Raw genomic sequence first — 26,713 nt, 5'->3', positions numbered from 1 at the left:
TATATGTGAAAAATCAGTATAATTTTTCAAGAAGGATAAACTCCTTCTTTTTTTATTTGATCTTTAGAAAAAATATTACCAGTTCTGTAATTCAAATCTGAAAGCGCTTTTTATATACTTGTAGTTGTCAAAGGGAGGAAAATAAGAAAATGAAATTTATTATGTCATTATTAGAAAAATATCTAATGCCGTTTTCTAATAAAATTACCGCAAACAAATTATTAAATGCGATTAAAGACGCTTGTATTTTAACCAGCCCATTTACAGTTGTTGGTTCATTAGCAGGACTAATTAGTCAACAAGCCAATTACTGGTGTGGTGAATGGGGAATATCATTAGATGGTATTTTTGGAAGTATTGTTGATACATTCGCTAATATTAATACAGTAGCAATGGGGCTTACTGGTTTAGTTGTTGTATTAGCTTCTTCTTATAATTATGCTACTCAACTTAAAGGAAATAAAAAAGGTGATAAATGTGTTCCTTTAGTAGCTTGTGTTGTATCATTAATTGCTTATATTGCTACTATTCCAAATGCAATTGATGTTGGTGATTCAACTATTACTGCATTCCAAATTAACTTCTTCAATTATGAAGGGATGTTTACAGGAATGGTTATTGGATTAGCATCTGCATACTTATATTATCATTTAGTTAATTCAAAATATACAATTAAATTACCTGGACAAGTTCCACCAATGGTATTGAGTTCATTTTTATCAATTATTCCATTTTTTGTAATCATGGTTGTTTTTTCAGGAATTAAAGAGATTGTAACTTCATGTGGATTTGCATCACTACAAGAATTATTTACACAATTTATTATTACACCATTAAACGGAATTGGTACTGGATTACCAGCTGTTATTTTAGTAATTATTATTATGCAATTATTATGGTTCTTTGGAGTTCATGGTTTTTCAATCATGTGGGGTCTAATTTCAGTATTATGGATGCCAATTTTCTATGAACACATTCAAATTTTTGTGGAAACAGGATCTTTTGATAAAATTACAGAAGTAGCACCAAATACATTATGTAATGTTTACGCTATGATTGGTGGTTCTGGATCAACATTAGCTTTAGTTGTCTTATTATTAGTATTAGGTAAAAAAGGTTCTGCCGAAAGATCAATTGGAAAAGTTGCAATTATTCCAGGATTATTTGGTATTAATGAACCAGTAACATTTGGATTACCTATCGTATTAAATCCAATTATGTTTATTCCATTTGTATTTGTACCAGTTGTTAATGCAATTATCGGTTACTTTGCAACATCTTGGGGCTTAGTAAACCATTTAGTTGTATTGAACTCTGGGGTTGAACCAATTTTTGTTAATGCATGGGTACTTGGTGCCTTTACAATGAGTCCGGTTGTTTTATGTATAGTACTATTTATTATTGATTTAATTTTATATTATCCATTTGTAAAACTACAAATTAAACAAAATAGTATTGAAGCAGAGAGTGAAGGTGTTGTTCTTGAGTAGAATACATTTTATCCCTCATGTTCATTGGGATCGTGAATGGCTTCGTTCAACAGACGCTTCAAGAATTAAATTAGTATACTTTTTTGATCGATTAATCGATATGCTGGAAAATGACAGCAAAATGGAATATTTTACATTTGATGGGCAAACAGCAGCTCTAGAAGATTATCTAGCGATTAAACCATATCAAAAAGAAAAGATTACTAAACTGGTTACTGAAAGAAAATTATTAATTGGTCCATGGTATGTCCAGCCAGATATGATTATTCCTTCTGGTGAAGCATTAATTAGAAATTTATTAGTAGGTTCAAAATATGCTAGCTCATTAGGACATTGTATGAATGTTGGCTGGGTACCGGACGCTTTTGGTCAAAACAAAGTTACACCTTATTTATTTAAAGAATTAGGAATGAAAGGTGTCTATGCTTGGCGTGGTTTTGATTACGAATGTTTAGATGATTCATTGTTTTTATGGAAAGGAAATGGCAATACTGTTTTACCAGCAGTTCATTTTGCCTTGGGTTATGGACATTATCGTGGTTTTCCTGAAGATTATCAGGAAGTAAAAAAAGATATGGAAAATTTTATTCCTAAATTAAAAGCTCGTTATCAAGATCAAGAAGTATTATTCATGCTTGGTAGTGATTACGCTTTTCCAAGAAGACATGCCTCAAAGACAATTGAACAATTAAAAAAAGATGGTTATAACTGTCAAATGAATAATCCAGAAGATTATTTAGATACATTGTTACAAGCAGCTAAAAATAATAATCATCAATTAAATGTTTATGAAGGAGAGGCTCGTAGTGCCGCTTTAGGAAGAATTCACGCTGGAATTACTTCAACTAGAATTGATATCAAAAATGCCATGCGTTATTATGAAACAATGATGGCTAAAGTTGTTGAACCAATGATTGGGATTACTCGAGCATTAGGTGGTTACTGTGATCAAGAACTAGTTAATTATTTCTGGAAGATAATTTTCAAAAATCAATTCCATGATTCAATTTATAGTTCATCACCTGATAGTATCAATCATACAGTTGAAAATCGTTTATTAAATTTACGACATGGTTTAAATGAACTAATCTGGATGAATTTTAGATATTTAGCTGAAAAAACAGATTTAAGTTCACTAAAAGAAAATGAAGATATTTTAGTTTTATTTAATACCTTACCATATCAAAGAAATGATTATGCTTTTGTTAGTATGATCGTTAAAAATAAAGACTTTGTTTTAAAAAGACAAGATGGTTCAATTGTGCCTTATCAATTGACAAATGAAATAATTGATACTTGTCACGATATTGAATATTATAATGGAATGGAAAATTTCCATGATTCTGGAGAAGTATTAGAAGGAACTAAATTTAAAGTTCAACTAAAAATAGCTACTTCATTTTTACCAGCAATGGGTTATGAAATATTAAAAGTATGCTTTAATGAAACAACCGAAAATAATATTGATGGTGATGTGACTGTTTTTGAAAACGGAGCTGAAAATAAATATTTAAAAATTAAGATAGAAGCTAATGGAACAGTTACTGCAACAAACAAAATCACTAACGAAACATATCGTAATTTAAATACTTTTGTTGAAAAAGGTGATGATGGTGATGAATATAATTATTCACCATGTGTTGATGATCAAGAAATTTGTCTTAACGATACTAAACCAACTATTACCTTAATTGAATCATCTCCAATTGAAGTCAAATATCGACTTGTATATAAGACAATGGTTCCTGAAAAGGTTGTTGATCATCATCGAGTTGCTGAATTAAAAGAATTAAATATAATTAGTGATGTTTCTTTAAAAGCTAATAGTCAAACAATTGATTTTAAAACAACAGTTGAAAATCATTCATCAGATCACATCGTACGAGTTACTTTTGATGATTTATATGAATCTTTACAAAACTGTAGTCAAGATCAATTTGGAACAATAATTAGAGATAATGTAATTGGAAATCAAAAAAGTTTAGAAGATGGTGCAACAGAATACGTTTTACCAATTTATGCAATGCAACGTTTTGTTAAATTGAATCACCAAAATTCAATTATGGCATTAATTAGTAAAGGTCCTTTAGAATATGAAGTTGAAGCTAACCAACGTCTATGTTTAACACTACTTAGAAGTGTTGGTAAATTTGGAAAAGCTGATTTATTAATTAGACCAGGTAGATCTTCTGGATATCGAATGGATACTCCATCTTCACAACTATTAGATAAATCAATTACTAGTGAATACTCAATTTTTTTAGGAAAAGCTGATCAAATGAGTGATTTAATTAGAAATGCTGAAGTTTTAAATACGCCAGTACAAAGTCGTTATTTAAATGATATTAGTCGTCATAAAAATGATAACTTAGCTTGGTGTAATAGTATTTTCAAATTAGATCCAAGAGTTGAATTGATGGCTTATAAAAAATGTGAACAAGGTAATGGATCAGTTGTTCGAATCTTAAATAATCGTGATGACGATGTTGCAGAGGTAATTCTTACATTATCTAAAGATAAGCAGTGTTATTTGGCTAATGTTCAAGAAGAGAAACTTGAAAAGTTAGAAAATGAAAACGGTCAAATTTTAATTAAAAACATTATGGCAAATACTTTCATTACTGTTATAATAGAGTAGATTTTTTCTACTCTATTTTCACATGAAAGGATGGTACCCAAGGATGAGTTTAATCAAAAACTTTCAGAAGTATGGTAATAACTTAACAGAATTAGAAATTGAGTCATTTCAAAAATTATTAACTTTTGAAAATTTAGAACCCAGTCTAACAATATCCTCACTTGCCGATGCATTAAATGTATCAACAACTACTATTTTTAGAATGGTAAAAAAACTAAATTATAAATCATTTATGGATTTTCGCTATGATCTTTTATATCAGCGTCAAGATGAATTTGTTTATAAAAAATCTAGTAAAGACGCTTTAGATACAATGGAAAAAGAAATCCGTGATACTATGACAATGCTTAGAAGTGTCGATATTGATGATGCCGTTAAAGATATTGTTAATGCTAAAAGTGTTCTTATTTGTTCATCAGGAATGAATAAATATGTAGCTAAAATATTAGCAGTTAAATTAAGTTTATATGGAATTAGAACAATTTATCCTGATGATAGCTGGTTTTTATATTTAGAAGCTAATAATCTTACCAAGGATGACTTTGTTATTGTACTTTCGCGCAGTGGCGCAACGGAATCAATCCTTGATGCGATGAAAAATGCCAAACTTAGTGGTTGTAAAATATTGCTGATTACTGAAAAAAAGGCTGCGCCAATGACTAGACTATCAGATTATGTAATCAATGTTTCAGTTTCAGAAGATGAAGGATATGATATTGATTCCCGTTTACATATTCATTTGGCGATTGAATATTTATTAAGAGAAATAGTTAATCAATATTTATATAATAAAAGATATTTATAGATAAGCAGGAAGATAGAAATGATAGAAAAAATTGTAGAGCAAATGACAATAAAAGAAAAAGTTGGTCAGTTAAATCAACATTTATATGGCTGGCAATGTTATCAAAAAGTTGATGATCACTATGAATTAACAGATACTTTTAAAAATCATGTTAAAGAATTTGGCGGTGTTGGAGCTATTTATGGAATCATGCGCGCTGATGCCTGGTCTAAAATCGACAAAGATAACGGAATTAGTAGAGAAGATAGTTTTAAAGTTATTACAATGATTCAAGAATATATCAAAGATCATTCTCGTTTTAAAATACCAGCTTTAATTAGTGAAGAATGTGTTCATGGTCACATGGCTTTAAAAAGTGCAGTATTTCCAACTCAACTAGCAATGGGAATGACTTGGGATGTTGATTTAATGGAACGAGTAAGTCAAAATGTTAGCCAGGAATTAGCAGCTAAAGGTGGAAACTTAGCGTTATTTACTGGTTTTGATGTTTTAAGAGATCCTCGCTGGGGACGTAGTGAAGAATGTTTTAGTGAAGATTCCTTTTTAACAAGTCAAATGGTTAAAGCAGCAGTTACTGGTTTTCAAAAAGAAGATAATGGTGTTGGAGTTGTTGTTAAACATCTATGTGGACAAGGTGCTAGTGTTGGTGGACATAATTCCGATGCAGCTAATATTGGGATGCGTGAACTTCGAGAAATTCATTTACCACCAGTTCAATCGGCTAGTAAAGCTCAAGCTAAAGCGGTCATGGCTGCTTATAATGAAATTGATGGTATTCCTTGTCATGTTAATAAAAATCTTCTTAGTGATATATTAAGAAAAGAATATGGTTTTAAAGGAATTGTAATGGCTGATGGCTGTGCTTTAGATCGTCTGTTATTGATGAATAATAATCCTTTACTAATGGCTAGTAAAGCATTAAAGGCTGGGGTTGATTTAAGCCTTTGGGATCAAGTTTATTTAAAATTAGAAGAGGCTATTAAACAAGGTTATCTGCAAGAAAAAGAGTTAGATGAGGCTGTTATTAGAGTTTTAAAACTAAAAGAAAAACTAGGTCTTTTTAACGATTCTAAAAATATTTCTTTACCTGAAAGTGGTGACTTATTACTTGAATGTGCTAGAGAATGTCAAACATTACTAAAAAATGAAAATGATATTTTGCCACTATCTAAGGATAAAAAAATTGCTGTTATTGGTCCTAATGCAAATAATTATTTAAATCAATTAGGTGATTATACCGCTTATCAAGAAGAAAAGGATATTGTTACTGTTTTACAAGGGATTGCTAAAAAAACTAAGTATAAACCAGCTTATGCTTTAGGATGTACAACTCGGCTTAAGCAATTTGAAAATCTTGATGAAACATTAAAAATAGCTAAAGAAGCTGATGTAGTTGTTTTAGTATTAGGGGGTAATAGTACTCGTTTATATGAAAATGCTTTTGAAAATAATGGGGCTTTAAAAATACAGGAGCATAATGAAATGAATTGTGGTGAAAATATTGATTTAGCTTCATTAGAATTAGAAGGTTATCAAAATAAGTTATTAAAAGAAGTTAGTAAAGTTAATCCTAATATTGTTACTGTTTTAATTCAAGGTAGACCTCATGTAATTGATCAGGTTTTAAAATATTCTAAAGCAGTCCTTGCAAGTTTTTATCCTGGGGCTCGTGGTGGTGATGGTATCAGTGATGTCTTGTTTGGTGACTATAATCCAAGCGGTCATTTAACAGTGTCTTTACCACGTCATGTAGGAGCATTACCATGTTATTATAATCATAAATATAATGGCGCTCAAAAAGATTATGTTGATTTAGCACCAGGACCATTATTACCATTTGGATATGGTTTAAGTTATTCTGATTTTGTTTATAAAAATATAAACATGCCTAGTAAAATTAGTTTACAGCAGTTAAAAAAAGAAGGTTTTACAATTTCTTTAGATGTTTGTAATTTAAGTAACAACGATGGTAAAGATGTAGTTCAAGTATATTTAAAACACTTAAATGCCTCAATTGTTGTTAGAGTTTTAGAATTAAAAGGATTTAAAAAAGTATTTGTTCCTAAATCATCTAAAACAAATGTTGAAATAACTCTTACATATGAAGATTTTGCTTTATGGGATGAGTTTATGAATTTTACAGTTGAGCCAGGTGAAGTTCTTGTTTGTGTTGGACAAGATAGTCAAAACTATCAAGAATTTAAAGTGGTTGTATCTAAGGAGCTTTAAATTAGCTCCTTTTTAGTTTAGATAATAATGTGTTTTTTATAAATGTAAGAAATAAATGATAACTAATAAAAAACGCAATAATTTGGGGTTTTTAATTGTTGTAATATGGTATGATATAGTTGTTAATAATATTAGGTAAAGGAGAAAATAAAAAAATGTATGATGATAAAAATATCTGCTTAGAATTGGAAGATGGTGGTTATGAATATTATCCAGTAGCTCCTGAAATAGTACAAACTTCAAATTTCAAGTTCAAAAATTTCCAACATTATGTAGATGTTAATGCTAATGGTGAGTTTGCCTACACTTATACTCGAGGTGATAATCCAACTATTAAAATTTTAGAAGATAAGGTTGCTAAATTAGAAGGTGGACAAAAAGCTCGCGCATTTGCTTCAGGGATGGGTGCAATTTCAGGGACTATTTTAAGTTTAGTAAAACAAAATGACCATATCATTATTGTTAATACTGTTTATGGTTCTTCTGTTAAATTGATTCAACGATTAGAAAAATTTGGTGTTGAAAGCACTAAAATCGATGTATCAGATACTAAAGAAATCTTTAAATATATTAAAGATAATACTAAAATGATTTATTTTGAAAGTCCTTCATCACAAAAATTTGAAATGCTTGATTTAGAAATGATTGCTGATGTTGCTAAAGAAAAAGGGATTTATACTGTAATCGATAATACTTGGGCTACCCCATTGTTACAAGACCCATTAGCTCATGGAATTGATGTAGTTATTCATTCTTGTTCAAAATATATCGGTGGACATAGTGATATTGTTGGGGGAGTTGTTATTACTAATGAATCTTTAATGGAAAAGATTGATAATTTTGCAACTATCTTACTAGGAGCAACAATGACACCTATTAATGCCTGGTTAGCGATTAGAGGTTTAAGAACCTTACCAGTGCGTATTAAATCACAAAGTGAAACAGTCAAAAAAGTAATTGATACTTTAAAAAATCATGATAAAATTGAAAAAATTTATCATCCTTATGCTGGTGATTCACACCAAAAAGAATTAGCTGATCGTTATTTAAAAGGTTATGGTAGTTTATTAGGGATTGTATTAAAAGATGCTACACCAGAAATTATTGAAAGATTTATGGATTCTTTAAAACATTTTACTCTTGCATATAGCTGGGGTGGTTTTGAAAGTCTAGCTATGCCAGTATATAAAGGTAATAATGTTGAAGAATTAAAACAACGTGGTTTAGCGTTAGGTCATATCAGGGTATATTTAGGGCTTGAAGATAGCCAATTATTAATTGATGACTTTTTACAAGCACTTGAAAAAGCATATAATGGTCAATAAATAGTAAAAACATGTTATAAATTTAATAACATGTTTTTTTTGTGTAAAGATTTGATAAATATTTTTTGTCAATTTGTATAATAATAGCGTGACATTAGTCGAACAAGAGTGTTTCAAAAGCAATTATGGTTTCACCAAAAAAGAAATTTGGTTTACTGTTGTCATGTAAAAAAGAATCATATTTACCAATAATAATTGGTAAAGTAGAATCTTGATATATTGGCGATTCCTTACTAGCAATAAAACTAATAATAGGAATATTGTTTTTAGAAGCAGTAGTAACAATTTCACTTAAACGACGTGTTTTGCCAGAATAAGAAATTACAATCATAAGAGTATTTTCAAAAAATACCTGACTAAACATTTCCATGTGAACTACGCAAAGTGCTTGATAGCCCATTAAAGTTAATCGTTGTTGAATATATTCAGCAATAGGAGCTGAAAAGCCTAAGCCAAAAACAATAATTCGTTTAGATTTATCACTCATTAATGAAGAAAATTCTTTTTTATAATCAAGATATTTTTCATTGAAGTTGATAGTAGTATCCTTGGCAGATGTCAGATGATAAATCATATCACTGTAGCCTTTAAAACCGAATTTATTACATAGTTTATAGATAGTTGAGGTACTAGTATAGTTGTCTTTTGCCATTTGACGTATGCCAATAGACTTTAATTGAGAAATATTTTTTTGCATGTAAGATACAATCTGTTTTTCCAAATTATTTAATTCATACTTTTCAATTAAATGTTGAATATTCATAAACGCCACCTCTTATTCATTATGTCACAGAAAAAAGAAAGGAGCAAGGTTGAAAATGTACGATCCATGGTCAAAAATAACGACTAGAAATGGTTATGCGGGGGATGAAGTAATTTCTGCATTACAAAAATCAATTAGAAGAGGGTTAGAAGAACAAGCTTGTATGTTTGCATATGAATTATACATTTCTTCACCACAATTAGAAGAAAAATTATGGCGTAGACTTCTAACAATTTCAGTAGAAGACATTGGAATGGGTAATCCAATGGCAGCAATTATGGTTAATAATTTATATCAAATGAGTAGAGAATTTGATTATTCAGATGGTGATCGTCCAATGTATTTCATTCATGCGATTAGATATCTATGTCAATCTGAAAAAGATCGTTCAAGTGATTTATTAAAAAATATTTGTATTAAATCATTTGCAATGGGAAAATTCCCTGAAATTCCTGATTATGCATTGGATAAACATACTGTTAGAGGGCAAGCAATGGGTAGAGATTCTTTCCATTTCTTAAATGAAGCAAGCAAAGTATATCCACAAAAAGAAGTAGATAATGATTATAAAGAAAGATATGCTAAGATTTTAGAAGAATATGATCCAGAAAATGTTTGTGAAACAGCATTTAAATTTAATGGTTGGCAATTTTAATAAAAAAGGGGAACAAGGATGATTAATAAATTAGAAAAATGGTTAGCGCCATTATCAGATAAATTAGGGAACCAAAGACATTTACAAGCCATTTCTAATGGGATGATGATGTCTTTAGCGTTAATTGTAGTCGGTTCAATATTTTTAATTATTGCAAATCCGCCAATTAATTTAGATTTAGTTGATCTTGATACAGGTAATATCTTTATGAAAGCTTTAATTGCCTGGAAACAATGGGCGGTAGCTAATTATAATACAATTACAATTCCATATACAATGACAATGGGATTAATTGGTTTAGTAACAGCATTCGGTGTTGGTTATAGTTTAGCTGAAAGCTATAAGATGAAAGCAGCAATCAGTGGTATCATCTCTATGTGTGTTTTCTTAATGATTTGTGCACCAGTAGAAGATGGTAAACTTGCAATGACTTATTTAGGAGCAGATGGTTTATTCGTTGCTTTGATCGTTGGTTTATTATCAGTTGAAATCTGTCGGGTTGTTGGTAATAAAGTAGTATTCACTTTCCCTGGTAGTGTACCTAGTGCCGTAACAAACTTTGTTAATTCATTAATTCCATTAGCTGCTAATATTATTGTTATTTATGGTTTAAATTTAATTTTAATGGCAGCAAGTGGTAAATCATTACCAGATTTTATTATGAGTATTTTAACACCAGCGATATCAGGTGTTGATAATATTTGGGCTTATATGGCAATTTTTGCTTTTTCAAATATTTTATGGTTATTTGGTATTAATGGATCTTCAATTATTTTCCCAATTGTCTTTACATTAGGGGTAACTAATTCAGGATTAAATGCAGATTTAGTTAACGCTGGAAAAGCAGCTGAAAATGTTATGAATTTACAAATGTATCGTTATGCAGTTCTTGGTGGTGGTGGAAACACACTAGGGTTAGTATTATTAATGTGTTTTTCACATGTAAAACATTTAAGAACAATTGGAAAATTAAGTGTAGTACCAGGAATTTGTGGTATCAATGAACCGGTTATTTTTGGTGGGCCAATTGTCTTAAATCCAATTCTTGCAATTCCATTTGTATTAATGCCATGTATTTCAATTTATTTAGGATATTTAGCACAATCATTAGGATGGGTTAGTATGGGATATATTGTTGATCCATCATTTACACCATTCTTTGCACAAGGATTCCTTTCAGCATTAGACTTTAGAAATGTAATCTTTATGTGTGTATTAATTGCAATAAGTATTGTAGTATATTATCCATTCTTCAAAGTTTATGAAAAATCATTAGCTGAAAAAGAAGGAACAGATAAATAATTATGATAACCAGGTTTAAAGCCTGGTTATTTTTTTTGCAACTAATAGTTTCTATTTTATTTTTTGATGTAAATTAAAGTTGGTAGCAGCAACTAGAAATAAGCGTCTATAGTAAAAATATAGAATTAATTTATTTTCAAAGGAGCTGTTATAGTGAGAAGATATTTAAAAAGAAACAAATGGCATTTTTTTCTAGCTGGTTTTATCTGTTTATTAAGTGCACTAGCAACATTGTTTCTTGCTTATGTAATGAAATATATTATGGATGTTGCAATTAGTAAAGATTTAAAATTATTTTATCGTGCGATTATATTATCTTTATTATTGATTATTATTTATGTTTTATTAGTTTATTTAAAGGGTATTGTTAATGCGGTATTTTTAAAAAAAGTAATGGTTATGTTACGAAGTGATTATTTTAAAGCATTAATGAATCGTAATATTTTTGATAACAGTAATCCATCAAAATATATTTCAGTATTTAATAATGATATTAGTTTATTAGAAAAAAATTATTTAGAAAATTTATTATTAATTATTAGTGATTTATTTTTGATAGTTATTTGTACCATAGGTTTATTTTTAACTAACTTTAAATTAGCTTTAATAGTAGTTTTAATAAATATATTATCAATAATTATACCCGTTATATTTTCAAAACAATTATCTTTAAAACAAGAAAAATATACCAAAGTATTAAATGAGTTAAACATTAAATTTAAAGATTACTTAATGGGTTTTGAATTAATAAAAGCTAATAATATAATAAATAAAATAAAAACAATTTTTAATACCAAAGAAATAGAACATGAAAATAGTAAACAGAAAGTACGTTATGAAGAAGCCAAAATTAATGCTTTATCATCATTATCATCAATTGGAACTAATATAATTACAATTTTACTTTGTATATATTTTGTAATTACCGGTAGAATAACAATTGGTACTGTGGTTGCAATCAATAACCTGGTTAATAACATTACCAATCCTCTTAATCGCCTTTTTGTAGAAATAGCAACAGTAAAAGGAACTAGAATAGTTGAACAAAAAATAATTAGTTTTATCGATTTACATCATTGCTGCAACAATGATATAAATTACAAAGAATCGATTAATAAAATCCAATTAGAAAAAGTCAGTTTTAAATACTCAAATAAACTAATTTTAAATCAAATAGATTATTGCTTTAAAAAAGGCAAAAAATATATTTTAGTAGGTAATAGTGGTTGTGGTAAGACAACATTATTAAAATTAATATTAATGTATTTTAATAATTATGAAGGGGAAATTTTATATAATAATAAAAATGCCAAAGATATTGACCCAACTAGTATATTTGATCAAATTGCTTTTATCAATCAAGAAACATTTATCTTTAATGATACTTTAAAAAATAATATATGTTTATTTCAAGATTATGATAGTAAACAAATAAATGAGATTATAAATAAAACAGGACTTAACCAGTTAGTTGCTTCATTACCAGAAGGTTTAAATAGTAAAATCAAAGAAAACGGTGCTAATCTATCAGGAGGACAAAAGCAAAAAATAGCTATTGCTAGAGCATTGTTAAAACAAAAAGAAATTATATTTATTGATGAGGGCACATCCAATTTAGATAATCTTAGTGCTTATGAAATTGAAAAGATAATATTAGATAGTAAAGCGATGATAATAAGTATTACCCATCATTTAAAAAAGGAATTATTAGAAAAATATGATGAAATATTAGTATTAGATCAAGGAAAAATTATTGAAAGTGGTAGTTATAATGAATTAATAGCTAATCAGCAATTATTTTATCAATTGTTATGTAAGCAATAGTTAAATAGTAGAAGACTAAAAAAGGGACCTCAGTGTCCCTTTGATTTTATAGACGATTTAATTTATCACGATCAATTAAACTTGCGGCATCTTGATCACAAATAACTGTAAAATTAGGATGAAGTTTTAAGATCGTTGCGGGAACATCTTGATTAATTGGTTCTTCTAAAAAGCGTTTGAATATTTCAGCTTTTTCTTTTCCATTAACAATCATAACTAGATGTTTAACACGCATTAAACTTTTAGGTCCCATCGTTAAAGTATGTGGTTGGGTAGGACGGTCGGCATAGCCAGGATTGACAGCTTGTTTATCAGTAAATTTAATTTTATAAGTATAACTGTCAAATGGTGTACAGCGAGGACAATTACCGCAAAAATGGCCGTCATAACCAAGACCAATAACCATAACATCAATACCACCAGCATTACGAATTTGATTGTCATAATCTTGCCAATTATCATTGTTCATAATATGAACTCTTTCATCAGGAATATTGGCTGGCTGGAAAAATAACTCTTGCATATCATTCCAGTTAGGACCATGGATTTTATCAATATAAGGATTTTCATCAAATAAGTAATATTCAACATCCTTAAATTTTTCTTGATCTTTAACATAAGGAATCATCATATCATACATAGTTTTTGGCGAACGCCCAGAAGTCAATGAAATATTTACTCTTTTATCTTGCATCATTGCTCCTAATAATATAAACATTGCACTTTCGCTCATTTTTTGTTCATTTTCTTCAATAATTAGTTTCATTACGATTTCTCCTTGTCTTTAATCATCAAGCAGTTTTAATAAATCAAGTGGCTGGTTAAAAATAAGACATGATGAATCAGTTTCAAATTCTTTAGTACAACCCCATTTAGCTAAACCAAAATCAACATGAGCATTTTTACATGTTTGATAATCAGAATAAGTATCACCAATATAGATAGCATCTTCATTTTTAATATTTAATCTTTTTAGACATTCTAGAATTGATTCAGGATCAGGTTTGTGTTTAGTAGTATCTTCTTCTAAAACCGCAGTTTCAATATATTTTCCTAATCCTTTAGAAAGAAAATCAATTTCATATTGTTTTTTCTTTTTAGATGAAGCAACAGCTTGAATAATTTTACCATCAAAAGCTTCAAATACTTCTTTAAAACCATCATATAAAGTTGCCCCATCTTCATATTCATTAACATATTTTACCCAACGGGCATAAGTTTTTTTAGGATTTTTTACCTGTAGTTCTTCCATTACTTTCATACCTGGATAAGAGGCGAATTTTAAGACTTGTTCAAAAGACCAATCTTCCCTAGTTTCTTCTTTGATGATTTTTAATAATGGAATCATATTCATTTTTAATGTGTCTAAGACTGTCCCATCTAAATCATAAATTATTGCTTTGTATTTTTTCATAATCGTTCTCCTTTAATATAATTATACTGGAGTTTTAACTTAAAACAAGCTTGTAAACTAAATTACTTGGCTATTGATGGGTCATAATTGATACTTTGTAATAATTTTTTACATGTATCAATAAAGTCTTCTTTATCCATACCTTTTACAATTGCTTCACTAGCTAATAACTCTAGTTCATTAACTAATTTTTCCTGGTGTTCATATGAATTATCAATTGTTGGCTGTACCTTAGCGCCATGACGACGATCAATACAAATATAACCTTCTTGTTTTAATAAAGAATAAGCTTTATTAACAGTCATATTATTAACTTGTAATTCTTTTGCAAGAGTACGTACAGTAGGTAATGCTTCACCATATTTAAATTGGCCGCTGGCAATTCCTTTAACGATTTCATTTCTAAGTTGTAAATAAATCGGGGTATCACTTGTATAATTTAACTCAATAATCATTATTAATCACTCCTTTAATTTCTTGATAAATCTGTTTAGTATTTTTAATATCATCATCATTAATTATATATGTTAAATCATCAGTATATAAAATAATGTAACAGTCATGAAAATTAGCTTTATAAACTTTACAGTCACCATATTTATCATAAGTACAATAACCAGTAGTATAAACAATAGCATCACTACCATTAGTTCGTATACCGTCACCTAAATCATCGGTTAATTCAACTTTATTAATATTATCTAAATTAATTTTAGCATCGTATAAAGGACTATCGACAACGATAACATTATTTTCAATAGCAACATCAACTAATTGATTAGTATAGTCCAGGTAAAAAGGATAACCAAATAATATAATAAGTAAACCAATAACAAAAACCCAGATGCAAATGACAAAATATTTATAGCTTGTTTTGGCGGTGTTAAAAACCATTTGTGTACCACAATAAACAAATGTCTTAGGATCAGCTTTATTATAATAGTACGGACCTAAAAAACCGATTTTCCAGCAAGAATCATCGTCAATTGTATATTCTTTTTGATTTTCACTAGCTAAAATTTCTTGTTTCTTTCTTTGATAGTCTTTAGTATGATTAATAATTAAAATCATATTAATCATCATTAAAATAATTACAATGGTCACTATAATAAAAGGTAATTTATTTAATAAATAAAACTGAATTGCAAAATTAAATAAAGCATCAATCAATATTAATGAAAAAAAGCAATGAGATACATAATCTATTCTTAAGCTGTTGATAGTAATATTAATTTTGGTATCATCACAATATGTTTTATTAGGTAATCTTTTTATAAGGATAATACCAATGATTAAAACAATAAACTGTAATACTAAATATAAATAGCTAGTGATATTAGCTTTAAAATAAATCATCCCAGCTAGACAAATTATATCAACGATTAAAACAATTAAATATCTTTTATAATTAAAAGGTTGTTTTTCCATATGTGCTAACATTGCTAAATCAACTTTTACAGTTTTAGTACTTTGACTAGGCCAGTTATAATCTTTTTTGATTTTTAATAATTGGTTTCGATATTTTTTAAATGGCAAATTAAATAAATAAATGTTAATCCAGATAATGATCAAAAAATATAAAATATCAACAAAATCAGGAAGAATTATCATTGGTAAATAAGTAAGAAAAGAAAGAAATAGTATTTTAGTTGTTTCTTGTTTAAAATTATGTTCTATTTCTTTGACTTCGCTAAGGTTATAAGCATATGCTGGGATATTCACTAATAATAACCGTCCGTCTTGATAACTGGCTGTTTTTTTAGTACTGTAATAAAATGCAATATTTACAATAGCAACAGTTGATAACATAATAATAAAAAATAACATTGTATATCACCTCTGTTTGTATTATAACATATAATACAAATAATGCAAATGATACTAAATAAAAATTTTAATAACTATTTTTATAAAATAATGATAGTGATATAATTTGATTGATAAAATCTTGTGAAATGGGGAAAAGTTATGAAGTGTAAACAATGCGGGACTGTTAATAAGGCTCAGGCACAATTTTGTAGTAATTGTGGTGCAAAATTAGATCCTAGTTCTAAAAATAAAAAAATATATATAGCGATAATTGCTGTGATTGTTGTTGTGGCAATTGTTGTTGGATCAATTTTTATTTTTGGATCATCTAATACCGAAAAACAGTATAATGAATTAATGGATCAAGCTCAGCGCTATGTTGAAGAAAAAGAATACCAGCAAGCTGAGGAAACTTATTTAGAAGCAATCGATATTGAACCTAAAAAAGCAGATGCTTATGTAGAATTAGCTGATGTTTATGTAACAACTGATCAAGTAGAAAAAGCAGTTGAATTATTAGAAGAAGCTAAAGATGTAGTATATGAAGATGAACGTGAAATAATTGAAGATAAAGAAGAAGAGATTTCTAATCAGGTTTCCATTGATCAATATATTAAATTTTTAAAAGCTGTTCATGATAACCCTGAGGATTATATTGATGAACAAGGTGGTATTAATGGTGACATTGATGAAGCAATGTTTGAAGAAAATGAATTTGGAATTGGTGATATTGATCAAGATGGTGTTGATGAAATTATTATTAATTATACAACGACCTCAATGGCAGGAATGCACAGTGAAATCTGGAAATATGATGATGAAAGTCAAGAATTTGAAATGTTGCCGATTTTAGGAGCAGACACTGAATTTTATAAAAATGGCTATGCCAAAACACCATTTAGCCATAATCAATCAGCAGGAATGACGATCTGGCCTTATATTATTTATAAATATGATCAAAATAAATATGAGATGCTTGGTGAAGCTTATTGTTATGATGAAGCTTATGGCTATAACTTGGCAGATGACGTTGATAATGATGGGGTAGTTTATTATTTTGATTTACAAGATGAACAAACACGGCCTTTAACTTTAGAAGAATATAATCAGTTAGTCGATAAGTATTTTCCTGAAGATGAATTGATTGATTTAAATATGCAAAAGTTTACTATTGAAAATATTGAAAAATTAGCTTAAGGAATGAAAATAAATGTTTAAAGCACAACAAATTAAAGATTTAAATGACACTGAATTACAAGTGTTTGAATATATTATGAATAATAGTTTAATTATTCCCTTTCTTACAATTAGAGAGTTAGCCAGCGTTGCTCAGGTTTCGACAACAACAATTCTTAGATTCGTTAAAAAGATGGGATATGATAGCTATAATGATTTTAAATATGCTTATAAAATGTCAATGCAAGATGAAAAGCATTTTGAACGTGATTATGATTTTAGTGAAGTTATTGATTGTTTAAAAAAATTTGATTCCAATTTTTATCATGATAAATTTAATGAGGCTATGGCTTTAATTGGTAATAGTGAAAATATTATTTTTCTTGGAGTAGGTAATTCAGGAGCAGTATGTCACTATGGAGCAAGACGATTTACTAGTTCTGGTAAATTTGCAATTGCTATCAATGACCCATATTTGAAAATGTCAGCAATAAGTGAAAATAGTTTGTTAATTGTTTTATCAGTATCGGGTGAAACACCAGAAATAATTGATATGGTTACTTCTAGTAAACAAGGAAGTTGTAAAATTGTTGCTATTACAACTTCTCAAAGCAGTACATTAGCTAAGTTATCGGATTTAACTATTCCATATTATATTAAAAAAATAGGAACAGAGATATTTGATTTGACTACGCAAATACCAGTTATTGCAATCATTGAAAATCTTACAACAATGTGTTTTCATAAATAAAACACATTGTTTTTTTTATGTAACTAAAATCAAGTTATGAATACAGTTGCCAATTGGCTTAAAAGTATTTATATTAAATTTCCTTTGTTTATAATATTAAGTGTCGATAAAAATAGCGCTTACAAATTAAACGTTTAGCTAAACTAATTATGGGAGGAAAAAATTATGGAGAAAATGCAAGCATTCATGGAACGTGCCTTTGTTCCAATTGCAGCAAAAATTAACGCTCAACGACATGTAGCTGCAGTTCGTGATGCTTTTACATTATCATTCCCACTTACAATGGCGGGGTCAATGGTATTGTTAATAAACAACGTATTCTTAGATCCTAATGGGTTTATTGCAAGTTTATTACATTTAGGGGATTTAATTCCTAACTTAACAGATTATCAAGCTATTTTAAATTCTGTTGTTAATGGTACTACTAATATTTTAGCAGTATTAATTGCATTTTTAACAGCTTATCAATTAGCTGAAGAGATGAAAGGTGATAAAGTATTATGTGGTATTACTGCTTTATCAGCATATTTCATTTTATATCCTGCTTCTAGAGAATTTGTTGATGGAAGTGGTTCTGGTTTAACTACAACATATTTAGGAGCACAAGGATTATTCGTTGCTTTATTTGTTGGTTTATTTGTGGCTGAAATTTTAACTAGATTAGGACGTAATTCAAAGTTAAGAATTTCAATGCCAGAAATGGTACCACCAGCAGTATCTAAATCATTTAACTTATTAATTCCAATTATGATCGTATTAGCATTAGTTGGATTAATTAACTTTATTTTCAGTAATATCACAGCAGATGGTATTCAAGTATTAATTTATAATGCTATTCAAGCACCAATGACTTCTCTTGGAAGTTCTATGGGTACAATTTTAGTATTTGTAGTGGTACAACAATTCTTATGGGTATTAGGTATTCATGGTCCTAACACTTTAAATGCTTTAAGATCAGTTATCTTTACAGAACAACAAAATATGAACTTAGCATATGTAGCAGCAAATGGTACTGCTTGGGGTGCACCTTATCCTGTAAACTGGGGATCTATTAATGATGCTTTTGGTAACACAGGTGGTTCTGGGGCAACTTTAGGTTTAATCATTGCTATGTTTATTGCTGGTCGTAAAAATAAAGCTCAGTTCCAAATCGCTAAAATGTCTTTAGCACCAGGTTTATTTAACATTAATGAACCAATTATCTTTGGTTTCCCGCTTGTTATGAACCCAATGTATATTGTGCCATTTATTTTAGCACCGGTTGTATGTAATATTATTGGATGGCTTTGTGTAGCGGTCTTTGAGATAATTCCACCAGTAGCTTACAGTGTTGCTTGGACAACACCAGGTTTCTTGATTCCATTTTTAGGATCTGGAGCAACTAGTATCTTATCATTAGTTATTGGATTTCTTTTAGTTGGTGTAAGTACATTAATTTATTTACCATTTGTAATGGCAAGTACAAGAGCTGCTGTTAAAGCAGAAGCAGCAGGTGAAGCTAATGCGTAAGGATTTTTTATGGGGCGGTGCAGTTGCTGCCCATCAAGTTGAAGGTGGCTGGAACGAAGGCGGTAAGGGTCCTAATGTTTCAGATATGATGACCGTAGGTGGCGTTGGTAAAGAACGTCGAATTACTAAAACAATTATTGATGGTGAATATTATCCTAATCATGAAGCAGTAGATTTTTATCATCGTTATAAAGAAGATATTGCTTTATTTAAAGAAATGGGATTTAAATGTTTTAGAACATCAATCTCTTGGGCTAGAATCTTTCCTGAAGGGGATGAAGTTACTCCAAATGAAGCTGGTTTACAATTTTATGATGATATGTTTGATGAATTATTGAAAAATGGAATTGAGCCAGTAATAACTTTAAGCCATTTTGAAATGCCATATGGTTTAGTAGAAAAATATGGTGGATGGCGTAATCGTAAATTAATTGATTTATTCGCTAATTTTGCAAGAGTATGTTTTGAAAGATATCAAAATAAAGTAAAATATTGGATGACTTTCAATGAAATTAATAATCAAGCTAATTATAAAGCTGATGTTGCTGTTTTTACTAATTCAGGAATTCTTTTTGAAGAAGGTGAAGATCGTCAGCAAATTGTTTATCAAGCATCTCATTATGAATTAGTTGCTAGTGCAAAAGCAGTAAAAATCGCTCATGAAATCAATCCATCAATGCAAGTAGGATGTATGATGGCCATGACACCAATTTATCCTTATTCATGCAATCCTGATGATATGTTAAAAGCGGTAGGAGCTAATCATAAACGTTTCTGGTATGTTGATGTTCATGCTCGCGGTAAATATCCAGGATATATGAAAACATTCTTCAAACGTAAAGGATATCAATTAGATATTACTGATGAAGATTTGGATATTTTATCAAAAGGATGTGTTGATTATATTGGATTTAGTTATTACATGTCATTTGCAACCAAGGGCGATGGTGACGAAAATCTTGATTATGATGAATCAAAAGATTTATGCGACAATCCATATATTCAAAAAACAAAATGGGGTTGGCCAATTGATCCTAAAGGATTGAGATATACATTAAACTGGTTATATGACCGTTATCAATTACCACTATTTATTGTTGAAAATGGTTTTGGTGCTGTTGATGAAATGATAGATGGTAAGGTTAATGATGATTATCGTATTGATTATTTACGAAGTCATATTCAAGAAATGAAAAAAGCAGTTGAAATTGACGGAGTTGACCTAATTGGTTATACTGTGTGGGGATGTATCGATTGTGTAAGCTTTTCAACTGGTGAAATGAAAAAACGATACGGATTTATTTATGTAGATAAAGAAAATGATGGTACAGGTACTTTAAATAGAAGTAAAAAAGCATCATTTGACTGGTATAAAAAAGTAATCGAAACAAACGGTGAAGAATTATAATTAAAAGATTCGAGGTAGGCTATGAAAAAAATATTAGAACTAAGGAATAAAGAAGAAAAAAATGAATTAAGTCATATTAGAAGATTTCTTGCTTATGCAATTGACTGGTATTTAGGTGGCGTTGTTGCCTCATTACCAATTATCATCATTTATATGATGTTACATGAAGATGCTACCAGTATACCGCAAAATATCGCTATTTTCGACTATCCATATAATTTTATAGCTGGTAGTTTATCTTTTCTAGTAGCTATTATATATTATGTAGGAGTACCTTGGGTTGTTTTTAAAGGACAGACAGTTGGTAAGAGATTGTTGAAGCTTAAAATTGTTAGTAATGACTATCAAGAAGCTAGTACAAAACAAATTATTATTAGACAATTAGTAATGATTATTTTGGTTGAAGGAAGTATTTATAGCTGTAGTAATATGTTACATCAGATTATAAATGCAGCTACTAACTTTAATTTTAGTGGTCTTTATGCTTATATTGGCTTAGTCATTAGTTTGATTTCAGCGCTGTTAGTTTTATTTTTAAAATCAAAACGGGCCTTACATGATTTAGTAACTAATACTAAAGTAGTCTATCTTGATTCAAACCAATATACTGTAGCCGTTCGTAGAATGAAGAAAAAAATGAGAAAAAATCTTAAACTTGCCAATGGATAAACATAGATTTATCCATTTTTTGTTGGTTAATCATATTGATTAACCTCTTTGTTTATAATAATATAATAGTTATTATTTTAATTAAAATAATAACAGTAATGTAAATGTTTTATTGATATTAAAAGCTTATTTATAATATTGATTTGTTAAGATATTTTAAAAATAATTATTTAGAAAGAAGGAAAAGTCGTGATAACAATTGAACAAATAAAACAACTAAATGATTTAGAATATGAAATCTATCTTTATTTAATCAATCATAGTGATGTTGTGGTAAAAGCTAAATTAAGCGATATTGCCAAAACATTACATGTTTCTTCCTCGATGATTACAAGAGTATGTAAAAAATTAGGTTTTGAAGGCTTTACGCAATTTAAGGTTCAAATGCGTTATAACCAGGAAAAAGAAGTTCGCCGTCAGGAAAGTGATAGTGAATATTTAATTGATTTTTTTAAGAAAATCGATAATCAAGAATCTAAAGCCTTGCTCCAGCGAGCTGCTGGGATGATGGCTAAAAGTAGTGAAATATTATTTTTTGGGATTGGTTTATCAGGAGCAATTGCTGAATACGGTGCTTACTTATTTAATCGTCGTGGATTTAAAAGTTTTTATGTTGATGATTTTTCACATCGTTTTAATGTATATGATCCTGATACTTGTGTTGTTATTTTGACAGTTAGTGGAGAAACCAAGGAAACAAATAATCAAATTATGTTTATTAAAGAAACTGGAGCTAAAGTTATTGTTATAAGTAATAGTGTTAATACTACTGCCGCAAAACTTGCTGATGAAAACATTTGTTATTATATTCCTTCTAGTAAAGATAGTTATTTTTATTCTTCTGCAAGTCAAGTACCAGTTGTGTATATATTAGAGACTTTAATTAAAGAAATTGAAAAAGTTGGAATTAGATAATTAATCGTGTATAAATATTGTATGGTCGTAATTTCTTTGACGAAGCAATTTTTTAGGATGTTATATGATATAATACTTTGATAAAAGGAGCTTATTATGAATCTAGAAGCTGAATTAGAGCAATTATCTTTAGAAATTAAAAATAGTCAAAAATTATTGTTAGCTTTAGGCGATGAAATTCGCCAGCATATTATTTTGATGATGATGGAATCTGGGGACTGTTTAGGAATGCGAGTTGGTGATATTGCTAAAAAGACCCATTTATCAAGAGCAACTGTATCACATCATCTTCAGATTTTAAAAAGAGCTGGTGTTGTTAAAGTCCGCCAGGAAGCTACTAAAAATTATTACTATTTTGATGGTGATATTGATTTATTTGATCAGTTAATTACAATGCTTAACCATGCTAAAGATATTATGCAACGGCTTCCTAAAAGAGATGCGGAGGTATAAATTAATGAATTTATTAGAAGCGATGGAAAAACGTCATTCTGTACGTGTTTATACAGATAAAAAAATTACTAGTGCGATAAAGGATGAATTGTTATCATGTATTGATGAATGCAATCAAGAAGGCGACTTAAATATTCAGTTAATTAGTGATGAACCAAAGGCTTTTGATAGCATGATGGCTCATTATGGAAAATTTAAAAATGTTAAAAATTATATTGCTTTAATTGGTAAAAAAGGACCTGATTTAGATGAAAAATGTGGTTATTATGGTGAAAAGATTGTTTTAAAAGCGCAACAATTAGGTTTAAATACCTGTTGGGTAGCTATGACTTATAAAAAGATTAAAACTGCTTTTAAAATTGGAACTAATGAAAAACTAGTTTTAGTAATTGCTATTGGTTATGGTACTAATCAAGGAGTAGAACACCGCATTAAATCAACAGATCAGGTAGTTGATACAATGCAAAATCAACCAGAATGGTTTATAAATGGTGTTAAAGCAGCATTATTGGCTCCAACAGCAATGAATCAACAAAAATTTGTTTTTTCTCGTCACGACAATCAAGTTGCAATAAAAAAAGGAACAGGATTTTATACTAAGGTTGATTTAGGAATTGTTAAATATCACTTTGAAATCGGTGCTAGTAAAGAAAATTTTAATTGGATAAAAAAATAAGATATTAAGATTCTTTTAATCATAGGTTTTAAACCACGATTAAAAGAATTTTTTTATTTAAAAACTAATATTTAATTGGTTATGATTTGGTAATAATAATAAATTAGCTTTATTATTTTATTAATAAATGGTATACTAGAACGGATAAGGAGGCTTAGCAAGATGAAAATTCGTCATGCGTCAATGAAAGATTTAGATCCTATCACAGCGGTAGAAGCAGCTTGTTTTCCAGTTGCTGAAGCAGCCACAAAAGCCGATTTTGAAAAACGTTTGCAAGTATATCCTGATCATTTTTGGTTATTAGAAAATGATGATCAGTTAATAGGTTTTATAAATGGTATGGTTACTAATAACAGTACCATTAGCGATATAATGTTTAGCGATGCTTCATTACATGATGAAAATGGAATGTGGCAAGCAATTTTTGGTCTTAATGTTTTACCCGAATATCGAAGACAAGGATTGGCAGCTAAACTAATAGATAAAATAGTAGAACAAGCCCGTCAAGAAGGTCGTAAGGGCTGTATTTTGACGTGTAAAGATAAATTAATTCATTATTATGAAAAATTTGGTTTTAAAAACTGTGGTATTTCACAATCAGTTCATGGTGGCGCTATCTGGTATGATATGCGTTTAGAATTTGGTAAAATTGATATTAATCAGTTAGGGCGTTTTATTAGTTTGATTTTAAGACATAAACCGGAAGTAATTGGAATCAAATTAGATGGACATGGCTGGGCAGATGTTGAAGAATTATTGCTTGGTATTAGAGAAAAGGGATATTTCATCAATCATGAAATATTGCAGGAAATTGTAGCTACGAATAATAAACAACGTTTTCATTATAACGAAGATCAAACTAAAATTCGGGCTGCTCAAGGACATTCTATTGCAGTAGATGTTGAATTGGATGAAAAAGTTCCCCCTGATTTATTGTATCATGGAACGGCAATGAAAAATTTATGTGAAATTAAGGCAACTGGTATCAAGAAGATGCGTCGCTTATATGTTCATCTATCTAAAGATGTTGAAACAGCATTTAAAGTAGGTAGTCGCCATGGAATACCGGTAGTTTTAGTTATTGATACTCTTGCAATGCAAAAAGATGGCTATAAGTTTTATTGTTCAAAAAACGGTGTGTGGTTATGTGATGACATTGATTTTAAATATGTAAAAGAAATTATTAAACAAAAGTAATGGTTAAGTCCGTTACTTTTTTTTATAATATAGATAAGAGGTGAGGAAAATGAAACAAGATTTTTTATGGGGAGGCGCATTAGCTGCTAATCAATGTGAAGGAGCTTATAATATTGATGGTAAAGGTTTAAGTATTAGTGATGTAATGTTGTCAGGTAGTAAAGATAAAAGAAGGAAAAAAACTACTAAAGTTGAAAATGATAAATATTATCCAAGTCATGAGGCTATTGATTTTTATCATACTTACAAAGAGGATATCCAGTATTTTAAAGAAATGGGATTTAATTGTTTACGAGTTTCAATTGCCTGGAGTCGGATCTTTCCAAATGGTAATGAAAAAAAACCTAATGAAGCTGGTTTGCAATTTTATGATGATTTATTTGATGAGTTACTAAAAAATAATATTGAACCAATAGTAACTTTATCACACTATGAAATGCCATATTATTTAAGTAATTGGTATAATGGTTTTTATAGTCGTAAATGTATTAAATTTTTTGAAAACTTTGCCATAACTTGTTTCAAACGTTACCAACATAAAGTTAAATACTGGCTAACATTTAATGAAATCAATGGTATGTTAACTAATCCTTATACTGGAGGCGGTTTAAACATTGAAAAGGATAATCAATATCTAAAAAAAGTATTAACAGCTTGTCATCATATGTTTGTTGCTAGTGCTAAAGCAGTCATTGCGTGTCATGAAATAATTCCTAAAGCTAAAATTGGTTGTATGATTGCTTATACTGGTAGTTACAGTGAAACATGTCGACCTAAGGATGTGTTGCTTAATCAAAAGTTTATGGATGCAAATATGTTTTTTAGCGATGTTCAAGTACGTGGCTATTATTCAAATAAAGCTGTGTCATGGTTTAATCGTTATGGTATAAAAATTCCAATCAAAGATGAAGATGTTACCATTTTAAAAGAAGGAAAAGTAGATTTCATCGGTTTTAGTTATTATCAAAGTGTTGTATTGTCTAGTAATATTTTTTCTAAAATAAAAGCCGATAATAGTCTTGAAGCCGGTATTAAAAATCCGTTTTTAAAAAGCAGTCGCTGGGATTGGCAAATTGATCCTCAGGGATTAAGAATTGCTTTGAATTATTTGTATGATCGCTACCAGGTACCATTATTTATAGTTGAAAATGGATTAGGTGCGGTTGATAAAGTAAAAGAAGATCATCGTATTCATGATACTTATCGTATTGATTATTTAAAAAAACATGTTTTACAAGCTAAAAAAGCAGTAGAAATAGATGGTGTTGATTTGATGGGCTATACTTGGTGGGGACCAATCGATATTGTTAGTTATTCAACTGGCGAAATGGAAAAACGTTATGGCTTTGTTTATGTTGATAGAGATAATCAAGGTAATGGTACTAACAAACGTTATATTAAAGATTCTTTCTATGTGTATCAGCGAATAATTAAAACTAATGCCCGTTGTTTAAAAGAATTACCTAAATATTCATTAAATACCAAAGTTCGTGATATTTTGAAAATCGATGGATTAAAAGAAACAATTAAAAAATTATCTAATGGTCGAGTTAATGACATTCAGCTTAGAATTGTTGGTCATTTAAAAATTGGGCATTTATTAGATAAACTTGATGTTGATTACAATAATCAATTAATGATTATTGATCTGTTGAATCAAATTGATTAATTATATTAAGCAACTTAAAATAAAAATAAGTTGCTT

The 26,713-nt window shown here is 29.1% G+C and carries 23 protein-coding genes; 18 read left to right on the top strand and 5 right to left on the bottom strand.

Annotated features, from left to right (window positions below; all coding sequences use genetic code 11):
- The first annotated feature begins 149 nt into the window (after nt 1–149).
- The 5 genes from B5F09_RS08615 (at nt 150) to B5F09_RS08595 (ending at nt 8,487) form a co-directional block, all read left to right on the top strand.
- Nucleotides 150–1,490: a PTS sugar transporter subunit IIC gene (locus B5F09_RS08615; protein ID WP_087302010.1), complete on the top strand. Its 1,341-nt coding sequence runs from the start codon at nt 150–152 to the stop codon at nt 1,488–1,490.
- On the top strand, nt 1,474–4,128 hold the full coding sequence (locus tag B5F09_RS08610) for a glycoside hydrolase family 38 C-terminal domain-containing protein (protein ID WP_239404294.1): 2,655 nt from the start codon (nt 1,474–1,476) through the stop codon (nt 4,126–4,128). Before B5F09_RS08615 ends, B5F09_RS08610 begins: the two co-directional genes overlap by 17 nt.
- A 43-nt stretch (nt 4,129–4,171) precedes the next feature.
- Nucleotides 4,172–4,933 (top strand): MurR/RpiR family transcriptional regulator, encoded by a 762-nt coding sequence (locus B5F09_RS08605; RefSeq protein WP_087302014.1) that lies wholly within the window; start codon nt 4,172–4,174, stop codon nt 4,931–4,933.
- A gap of 18 nt (nt 4,934–4,951) precedes the next feature.
- Nucleotides 4,952–7,162, top strand: coding sequence for a glycoside hydrolase family 3 N-terminal domain-containing protein (locus B5F09_RS08600; RefSeq protein WP_087373621.1), 2,211 nt, complete (start codon nt 4,952–4,954; stop codon nt 7,160–7,162).
- 155 nt (nt 7,163–7,317) lie between these two features.
- Complete coding sequence (locus B5F09_RS08595) at nt 7,318–8,487, top strand: PLP-dependent aspartate aminotransferase family protein (RefSeq protein WP_087373619.1); 1,170 nt, start codon at nt 7,318–7,320, stop codon at nt 8,485–8,487.
- 94 nt (nt 8,488–8,581) lie between these two features.
- On the opposite strand, the gene B5F09_RS08590 is transcribed toward B5F09_RS08595, so the two are convergent.
- On the bottom strand, nt 8,582–9,250 hold the full coding sequence (locus B5F09_RS08590) for a MurR/RpiR family transcriptional regulator (RefSeq protein ID WP_087302020.1): 669 nt from the start codon (nt 9,248–9,250) through the stop codon (nt 8,582–8,584).
- 55 nt (nt 9,251–9,305) lie between these two features.
- Here B5F09_RS08590 and B5F09_RS08585 point away from each other — a divergent pair, with 55 nt between their 5' ends.
- The 3 genes from B5F09_RS08585 (at nt 9,306) to B5F09_RS08575 (ending at nt 13,031) form a co-directional block, all read left to right on the top strand.
- On the top strand, nt 9,306–9,905 hold the full coding sequence (locus tag B5F09_RS08585) for a hypothetical protein (RefSeq protein ID WP_087302022.1): 600 nt from the start codon (nt 9,306–9,308) through the stop codon (nt 9,903–9,905).
- Nucleotides 9,906–9,923: 18 nt separating this feature from the next.
- Nucleotides 9,924–11,207, top strand: coding sequence for a PTS sugar transporter subunit IIC (locus tag B5F09_RS08580; protein ID WP_087373617.1), 1,284 nt, complete (start codon nt 9,924–9,926; stop codon nt 11,205–11,207).
- A gap of 153 nt (nt 11,208–11,360) precedes the next feature.
- Nucleotides 11,361–13,031 carry an ABC transporter ATP-binding protein gene (locus tag B5F09_RS08575; protein WP_087373615.1) on the top strand — a complete coding sequence of 557 codons (1,671 nt, stop codon included), beginning with the start codon at nt 11,361–11,363 and terminating at the stop codon, nt 13,029–13,031.
- Between the two features lie 46 nt (nt 13,032–13,077).
- Here B5F09_RS08575 and B5F09_RS08570 read toward each other — a convergent pair whose 3' ends face one another.
- The 4 genes from B5F09_RS08570 to B5F09_RS08555 form a co-directional block, all read right to left on the bottom strand.
- Entirely contained in the window at nt 13,078–13,797 is a 720-nt protein-coding gene (locus B5F09_RS08570; protein ID WP_087373613.1) for a glucosamine-6-phosphate deaminase, read from the bottom strand.
- 18 nt (nt 13,798–13,815) lie between these two features.
- Nucleotides 13,816–14,445, bottom strand: a complete 630-nt coding sequence (locus B5F09_RS08565; protein ID WP_087373611.1) for an HAD family hydrolase — start codon at nt 14,443–14,445, stop codon at nt 13,816–13,818.
- 62 nt (nt 14,446–14,507) lie between these two features.
- Nucleotides 14,508–14,900, bottom strand: a complete 393-nt coding sequence (locus B5F09_RS08560) for a GntR family transcriptional regulator (RefSeq protein WP_087373609.1) — start codon at nt 14,898–14,900, stop codon at nt 14,508–14,510.
- Nucleotides 14,890–16,272, bottom strand: coding sequence for a PH domain-containing protein (locus tag B5F09_RS08555; RefSeq protein ID WP_087373607.1), 1,383 nt, complete (start codon nt 16,270–16,272; stop codon nt 14,890–14,892). Before B5F09_RS08555 ends, B5F09_RS08560 begins: the two co-directional genes overlap by 11 nt.
- Before the next feature lie 141 nt (nt 16,273–16,413).
- Here B5F09_RS08555 and B5F09_RS08550 point away from each other — a divergent pair, with 141 nt between their 5' ends.
- The 10 genes from B5F09_RS08550 to B5F09_RS08505 all read left to right on the top strand — a co-directional run bounded on the left by B5F09_RS08550 (nt 16,414) and on the right by B5F09_RS08505 (nt 26,677).
- Nucleotides 16,414–17,451, top strand: coding sequence for a tetratricopeptide repeat protein (locus B5F09_RS08550; protein ID WP_087373605.1), 1,038 nt, complete (start codon nt 16,414–16,416; stop codon nt 17,449–17,451).
- Nucleotides 17,452–17,464: 13 nt separating this feature from the next.
- Nucleotides 17,465–18,181 carry a MurR/RpiR family transcriptional regulator gene (locus tag B5F09_RS08545; protein ID WP_087373603.1) on the top strand — a complete coding sequence of 239 codons (717 nt, stop codon included), beginning with the start codon at nt 17,465–17,467 and terminating at the stop codon, nt 18,179–18,181.
- A 165-nt stretch (nt 18,182–18,346) separates the two neighbouring features.
- The gene (locus B5F09_RS08540; protein WP_087302435.1) at nt 18,347–19,690 is read left to right on the top strand and encodes a PTS sugar transporter subunit IIC; all 1,344 of its coding nucleotides are present in this window, start codon (nt 18,347–18,349) and stop codon (nt 19,688–19,690) included.
- Nucleotides 19,683–21,098 (top strand): 6-phospho-beta-glucosidase, encoded by a 1,416-nt coding sequence (locus tag B5F09_RS08535; RefSeq protein ID WP_087373601.1) that lies wholly within the window; start codon nt 19,683–19,685, stop codon nt 21,096–21,098. The genes B5F09_RS08540 and B5F09_RS08535 overlap by 8 nt, the downstream gene beginning before the upstream one ends.
- Nucleotides 21,099–21,119: 21 nt before the next feature.
- Nucleotides 21,120–21,767: an RDD family protein gene (locus tag B5F09_RS08530; protein ID WP_087302439.1), complete on the top strand. Its 648-nt coding sequence runs from the start codon at nt 21,120–21,122 to the stop codon at nt 21,765–21,767.
- A gap of 189 nt (nt 21,768–21,956) precedes the next feature.
- Nucleotides 21,957–22,682: a MurR/RpiR family transcriptional regulator gene (locus B5F09_RS08525; RefSeq protein WP_087373599.1), complete on the top strand. Its 726-nt coding sequence runs from the start codon at nt 21,957–21,959 to the stop codon at nt 22,680–22,682.
- 96 nt (nt 22,683–22,778) lie between these two features.
- The gene (locus B5F09_RS08520) at nt 22,779–23,135 is read left to right on the top strand and encodes a helix-turn-helix transcriptional regulator (protein WP_087373597.1); all 357 of its coding nucleotides are present in this window, start codon (nt 22,779–22,781) and stop codon (nt 23,133–23,135) included.
- A gap of 4 nt (nt 23,136–23,139) precedes the next feature.
- The gene (locus B5F09_RS08515) at nt 23,140–23,811 is read left to right on the top strand and encodes a nitroreductase family protein (RefSeq protein WP_087373595.1); all 672 of its coding nucleotides are present in this window, start codon (nt 23,140–23,142) and stop codon (nt 23,809–23,811) included.
- Nucleotides 23,812–23,973: 162 nt separating this feature from the next.
- On the top strand, nt 23,974–25,008 hold the full coding sequence (locus B5F09_RS15200; protein WP_087373593.1) for a GNAT family N-acetyltransferase: 1,035 nt from the start codon (nt 23,974–23,976) through the stop codon (nt 25,006–25,008).
- A 49-nt stretch (nt 25,009–25,057) separates the two neighbouring features.
- Nucleotides 25,058–26,677, top strand: coding sequence for a glycoside hydrolase family 1 protein (locus tag B5F09_RS08505; protein ID WP_087373591.1), 1,620 nt, complete (start codon nt 25,058–25,060; stop codon nt 26,675–26,677).
- The last annotated feature ends 36 nt before the right edge of the window (nt 26,678–26,713 follow it).

Source organism: Erysipelatoclostridium sp. An173 (genome assembly GCF_002160495.1).
GTDB classification, from domain to species: Bacteria; Bacillota_I; Bacilli_A; order Erysipelotrichales; family Coprobacillaceae; genus Thomasclavelia; species Thomasclavelia merdavium.
The sequence above is the reverse complement of the archived record's forward strand: the minus strand, read 5'-3'. Positions and strand labels throughout refer to the sequence as shown.